This window comes from Rhizorhabdus sp., from assembly GCF_018006725.1.
In the GTDB taxonomy this organism is placed as follows: domain Bacteria; phylum Pseudomonadota; class Alphaproteobacteria; order Sphingomonadales; family Sphingomonadaceae; genus Rhizorhabdus.
This window is the reverse complement of the sequence record NZ_JAGMXV010000258.1, coordinates 1-5,925: the sequence shown is the minus strand read 5'-3', so window position 1 is coordinate 5,925 and position 5,925 is coordinate 1. Positions and strand designations below refer to the sequence as shown.

The following is a 5,925-nucleotide window of genomic DNA, read 5'->3' as shown; positions in this document are numbered from 1 at the left end:
GGTGTAGGCCGAGAGTATCTCCACACCACGGCCCTTGAATGTCACGCTGTTGAGTGCCAGGCGGGTGACGGCGTGGATGTCGGGCAGAGCCGGCGACAGGACCGAGCGTCCGGTGGGGGCCGGCCGCGCGCTGGCCCCCTGCCGCCTCGCACCGCCGCGCAGCTTGGCGCATGATGGCCGCCAGCGCCTGGGCCGGGCGCGCAAGAAGGAACGGCGATGACCGCCCAGTTCACGTTGCTCGATTGGTCCATCGTCGGCCTTTACGTCCTGGTGCTTGCTATCGCCGGCATTCTCTCGACGCGCCGCCAGAAGGACGCAGCCGATTATTTCCTGGCCGGGCAACGGCTGCCGATTTGGCTGCTCGCGATCTCGGTGTTGTCGACGACCCAGTCAGCGGCGACCTTCCTCGGCGCACCCGACTACGGCTATCGCGGCGACTACACCTACCTGACGAGCTATCTCGGCTATCTGGTTGCCGCGATCATCGTCTCGGTGGTGCTCATTCCGAGGTTCTATTCGGCCGGCGTCACCACCGTCTACGAACTGCTAGCCGACCGCTACGACGCGACCGCAATGCGCGCCGCCGGCGCCATGTATCTTGTCGGCCGCGTCTTCGCGAGCGGGGCGCGCCTCTACCTCGCTGCAATCGCCGTCTCGATGATCATGTTCGGCGACATAGCTCCCGAAGACATCTTCGTCGCGTCCGCCATTCTCGTCGTGTTTGGTCTCGTGTTCACATTCGTCGGTGGGCTGCGCTCGATCATCTGGAGCGATCTGGTTCAAGTCACCCTCTACATGGGCGCGGCACTGACGGTGCTCTACTTCCTCTGGATGAAGATCCCGGCGTCGCCGGCAGAAATCTGGGCTGGTCTAACGACGACGCCATCGGGCGAGAACAAGCTGCGGCTTCTCGACCTTTCGCTCGACTTTTCGTCAGCGTTCTCGATGGCCGCCATTCTGACGGGCGTCATGCTCTTGAATCTCGGCAACTCAGGCCTTGATCAAGACACGACGCAGCGCCTCTTGTCAGCACGCAACGCGCGCGACGGCAGCCGGGCCCTCTACGTTTCGGTGCTGGCCGCGATTCCCGTGGTGTTGATTTTCCTGGCGATCGGCTCGCTGCTTTACGTTTTCTACGATCGGCCCGACCTTATGGGCACTACTGGCGCCGAGGCAGGACAGGAGTTTCAGGGCGAGAAGATCACCATCTTCATGCACTTCATCCTGACGCAGATTCCGCCGGGACTGCGCGGCTTCGTGACCGTCGGCGTACTTGCTGCCGCGGCCGTCAATTCCGGGCTCATATCGATGTCGTCCGTGCTCATCCAGGATTTCTATCGGCCTTGGGTCGAGAAGCGGCACGCAAAGCCCGAGGCACATTATGTCTTGGCTGGGCGCATCAGCATGTTCGCGCTCGGCGGGCTTCTGCTGGCGATGTCGATGCTCTGCTACTTCTGGCAGCGGTACACCGACGCGCCACTCCTTGAGTTTGCGCTGAGCGTCATGACCTTTGCCTATTCCGGGTTGCTCGGCGTCTATTTCACGGCGGTCTTCACCAAACGGGGATCGACGCCTTCGGTGATCGCGGCCCTCGTGGTGGGCTTCCTCAGCATCGCTTTCCAGCAGAGCTATATCGTCGACACGCTGGGGCTGCCGCCGGCCTGGAAGGCGCTCGCCTTCCCGTGGCAGCTCTGCGTCGGGACGGTGCTTGCAACGCTCGTTTGCCTTGCCGGGCAAACCCGCCAAGCATCGGCCGTGCAGCCGGCATGAGGTCGGCGTTCCTGTTTGCAGTCCGTGGAGGATTCCGTTGCCGACCGAGAAGGTAAGTTCGCGTTACGCCGACCTTGATCTGTGGCCGACGCATGATGCGGTCGCGGCGATGTTCGAAGCACAGCTTGCCGCGGCTGCGGCAATCAAGCCGCAAGTAGCAGCAATCGCTGCAGCCGCTGAGGCCGCAGCCATCGCTCTTCGCAGCGGGCGGGGCCGGATCGTCTATGCCGGCGCCGGTACCTCGGGGCGCGTCGCCGTGCAGGACGGCGTCGAGCTTGGACCAACCTATGATTGGCCGGCCGACCGTCTCGTCTATGCGCTTGCCGGCGGCGAGAAGGCTATCGTCGCCAGTGCCGAGAACGCTGAGGATGATGCGCGCGGCGGCGCTGCGGCTGTGCAGGCGGCCAGCGTAGGGGCTGGAGACGTTGTTATCGGCGTCGCGGCGAGCGGAACGACGCCGTACACGGTTGCCGCGATCGAGGCGGCAGAAGCCGCCGGCGCTCTTACGATTGGTGTAGCTAGCAACCCTGGGACGCCGCTATTGGCGGCCGCGCGGTACCCGATACTTCTCGACACCGGCGCTGAGGTCGTGGCTGGCTCGACGCGCATGAAGGCGGGCACCGCACAGAAGATCGCGCTTAATCTGCTTTCGACTGCGATCATGCTAAGGCTTGGTCGGGTATATCAGGGGCTCATGGTCAACATGCGGGTCTCCAACCACAAGCTTCGCGAACGCGCGATCGGCATGGTCGATCAGTTGGGCGGTGTGGAGCGCGAAGCGGCCGAGGCTGCGCTCGACGCCGCCGGCGGCGACATCAAGGTCGCTGTGCTGCTGGCACGCGGAGTACCGCTCGAGACGGCGCGTGCGGCGCTCGCCGACAACGCTGACAATCTGCGTACCGCGCTCACGCGCCTCAGCGAGGCGGGGTGACCTCGATGGTCGCGCGTCGGATCGCGCCCAATCGCAACGACGCGACGCCGCTCTATATCCAAGTGGCGAACAACCTGCGGAACGCGATCACCGATGGTGAGCTCGAGGCCGGTGGGGCTCTACCGTCCGAACGCGCGCTGTGTGAGCTCACTGGAGCATCGCGCGTCACGATCCGAAAGGCCATCGAGCAGCTCGTCGAGGAGGGCCTGCTGCTTCGCCGACAGGGGTCGGGCACCTACCTAGCACCAAGGATCGAGCAGCCAGGCGGCGACCTGACCGGCTTTACTGCCGACGCCGAGCATCGCGGCGACTCGTCCGGTTCGATCTGGCTTGTGAAGTCGCTGTCAAACCCCACGAGCGAAGAAGCCGAGGTCCTCCAGCTCTCGCCCGGGGCCAAGGTCGCGCGTCTGGGTCGCGTGCGTCTCGCGAACGGCGAACCGCTGGCGATCGAACACGCAGTTGTCCCTGCGCACCTGCTGCCGCCGCTCGATCGTATCGACAAATCGCTTTACGCGGCCCTCGACACCACCGGCAATCGGCCGGTCTCGGGCGACCAGCGTATTCGCGCCTCGCTCGCCACGCCAGTCGAGGCTGGGCTGCTCTCGATCGAGGCCGGCAGTGCACTCCTGCGCATAGAAAGGCGCTCGTATCTCGCCGATGGCACGCCGGTGGAGCTCACACGATCGGCTTACCGCGGCGACCGCTACGACTTCATCACAAAGCTCCACGAGGGCGCCGATCACTAGCGCTCGGCGTCCAGCGCGCGACCCTAGCCTTGATGCGCTTCGGGGTTTGGCCGTCCTTGGCATGTTGCTCGTTAACTTGCCCGGAGACGCGCAAGTAACCTTTCCGTTGTTGGCACACGCGCCGTGGCACGGCCTGACTTTGGCTGATCTAGTCTTCCCCGCTTTCCTCGTCGCGGTGGGGCTAGCTGTCGCGCGGGCCGGGCGTCCTGCAATCGACGCCGTCCTCCGGCGAACTCTAGGGCTGCTCGTAATTGGCATCGCGCTTGGGGTGGCGCTGAACCCAAGCCTTGCGTTCGACGAACTTCGCTGGCCCGGCGTGCTTCAGCGTATCGGTATCGTCTACCTTGTCTGTGCGCTTGTCGCACGCGCGAGTGTCGGCCCGCTCATGCCGCTGGGCCTTGCTGCCTGCCTGCTCGTCGCACACACCCTCCTGATCCTGATGATCGCGGCGCCGGGCGAGGCGCTACCAAGCCTTGCGCCCGGCGAGGGCGTCAGCGGGTGGCTCGATCGCCAACTCCTGCCTGGCCGATTGCACCGCCAAACTTATGATCCAGAAGGATTTCTATCTACCTTCCCTGCTATTGCATCGGGACTACTCGGAGTTAGCGCCGGAAGGGGCGCCGAAACGCTGGCGAGGCAAACGGCGATGGCTATCTCGTGCATTGCCTTGGGACTGGCGATGTCGGTAGTCTTGCCTCTCAACAAGACGCTGTGGACGGCGAGCTTCGCGCTCGTGACGACCGGCATTGCTCTTCTGGTTTGGCTCTCGCTCATCGCAGGCTCGCGGGGCGCATTCTTTCGCGGCTTACTCGATCTACTCGCTTCGATTGGGCAGACGGCTCTCACGATCTACGTCATGCACATGCTGCTCATTGCCGTGATGATTCGGACATGGAACGGCGAAACTACCTGGGACAGATTGTTTGCGCTGTTCGCCGTGCTCAGCCCCGCACCAGCCATTAACTCGTTGGCGTTCGCGATTTCACTAACGCTCGGCTGTGCCGCGATCGCGTTGCTGCTGCTGCGTCGCAATGTGCGACTAAGGCTCTAGCTGACATTCCCACAATCCACGCTCTCTCGAGGAGCATACAAGGAAATCTCTCAATGAGAGTTTTTCGCTACGCCTATTCTCGCCCCGGTCAGTCTGGCCTGCCCCCATTGAAGTGGTCCGATCTGGAGTATGGCTTTTTGCCATCAGGAGGACGGACGCATGGGCAGCGGCGACGGGAACGTGACGATCGATGAGGTGTGGAGCGTCACTGCTGGTGTGGACGCCGCCATTGGGTCGGCATCGACGGATAGCGACGTACCCCCGAACCGCCACCATCAGGCGGCCACCTTCCCAACCGGCTAGCCGCCAGCGAAGGCCTGGAGATCGGCGAGCGGATAGAAGCGGCGACCGCCGACGAGGAAGCTACGAGGGCCGGTGCCTAACCGCGCCCACTCAGCCAACGTCTTTGGCGCGCGGCCGAGGTATTTTGCAGCGTCGTTACGTGACAGGCGGCCGTCGGGAAGCACGGTGATGCGCTGTTGGATCATGTCGATGTGCTCCATACATCCTCTATATGAATTGGAACCGAAAGTGGTTCCAAAACGTGATAGCTTCAATTTTTAGTTTGTGCAAGTTGAAAGGAACCACTTTTGGTCCAGCGCGGGTTGACTGAGGAGTGGCCGGTGGTCAAAATGCCCGGAAAGGAGGCCCTCATGGTCGAGCGCCAGCCGTCGGACACAGCACAGCTAAAAATCAGAGTTAAGGAATCGGTTCGGCAACAGCTGGAGGATGCTGCGCGCGAGAACGATTGGACGCTCAATCGTGAGATCGCACGGCGCCTCGAGGAGTCGTTGCGCGAGGATCGAGCGCACGGCAGCCGGCGCACAACAGCTTTCGTTCAGCAGATCGCAGCTGCAATCGCGCTCATAGAAGCCGACACGGATGCTGATTGGCATGCTGACGAGGATACGTTCCTGGCGGTGAAAGGAGCTATTGAGGCGCTGCTCGTCCGGCTCGACCCCGGATTCGGCACCCCGGAGATGAAGCAAATCAGCGAGCTCCAAGCCCTTTCGACCGCAAAGCAGGAAGCTTACGAGTTCGCGCGCAAAGCTCTCGACAATTACCGGATCAACGAGCTGGGCTGGACAGTCGGAAGTGTCGATGTCCAACGACGGCCGCGCGGAATGTTCGGCCGAGCTTCGCGTGCAACCCTTGCAGAACCGCCAGCTTCGCCGCCGATTGGTTGGGGACTCCTTTCAGGCGCTGACATCGACCCACAGAAGAAGGTGACGGACGATCGGCTTAACGCTGAGATGCTATCTGCCCTCGACGAATGGCAAGCTGCGAACAGCGAAGCTATCGCTGCGATCTCAGCGCGGGAGACACGCCGCAAGCGGGGAGAGCAGGCGGGACATGCCATTGGGCTTCGTCTCCTAGGCCTAAGCACTCCGCTCGAATCTCACCCGACCGATAGCGAGCAATAGCTG

General features: G+C 63.0%; 6 protein-coding genes. 5 read left to right on the top strand and 1 reads right to left on the bottom strand.

Annotated features, from left to right (window positions below):
• The first annotated feature begins 216 nt into the window (after positions 1-216).
• From KAY22_RS23115 to KAY22_RS23100, 4 genes are read left to right on the top strand one after another with little or no spacing between them, the layout of a single operon-like run.
• Positions 217-1,770, top strand: a complete 1,554-nt coding sequence (locus KAY22_RS23115) for a sodium:solute symporter (protein WP_296625518.1) — start codon at positions 217-219, stop codon at positions 1,768-1,770.
• A 37-nt stretch (positions 1,771-1,807) separates the two neighbouring features.
• The gene (locus KAY22_RS23110; RefSeq protein WP_296625517.1) at positions 1,808-2,701 is read left to right on the top strand and encodes an N-acetylmuramic acid 6-phosphate etherase; all 894 of its coding nucleotides are present in this window, start codon (positions 1,808-1,810) and stop codon (positions 2,699-2,701) included.
• A gap of 5 nt (positions 2,702-2,706) precedes the next feature.
• Entirely contained in the window at positions 2,707-3,447 is a 741-nt protein-coding gene (locus KAY22_RS23105) for a GntR family transcriptional regulator (RefSeq protein ID WP_296625519.1), read from the top strand.
• Positions 3,359-4,498 (top strand): heparan-alpha-glucosaminide N-acetyltransferase domain-containing protein, encoded by a 1,140-nt coding sequence (locus KAY22_RS23100; RefSeq protein WP_296625516.1) that lies wholly within the window; start codon positions 3,359-3,361, stop codon positions 4,496-4,498. The genes KAY22_RS23105 and KAY22_RS23100 overlap by 89 nt, the downstream gene beginning before the upstream one ends.
• Before the next feature lie 299 nt (positions 4,499-4,797).
• On the opposite strand, the gene KAY22_RS23095 is transcribed toward KAY22_RS23100, so the two are convergent.
• The gene (locus KAY22_RS23095; protein ID WP_296625515.1) at positions 4,798-5,001 is read right to left on the bottom strand and encodes a helix-turn-helix domain-containing protein; all 204 of its coding nucleotides are present in this window, start codon (positions 4,999-5,001) and stop codon (positions 4,798-4,800) included.
• A 150-nt stretch (positions 5,002-5,151) separates the two neighbouring features.
• Between KAY22_RS23095 and KAY22_RS23090 the strand changes: the two genes are divergently transcribed.
• A complete protein-coding gene (locus KAY22_RS23090; RefSeq protein WP_296625514.1) occupies positions 5,152-5,922 on the top strand; it encodes an Arc family DNA-binding protein in 771 nt (256 codons plus the stop codon).
• The last annotated feature ends 3 nt before the right edge of the window (positions 5,923-5,925 follow it).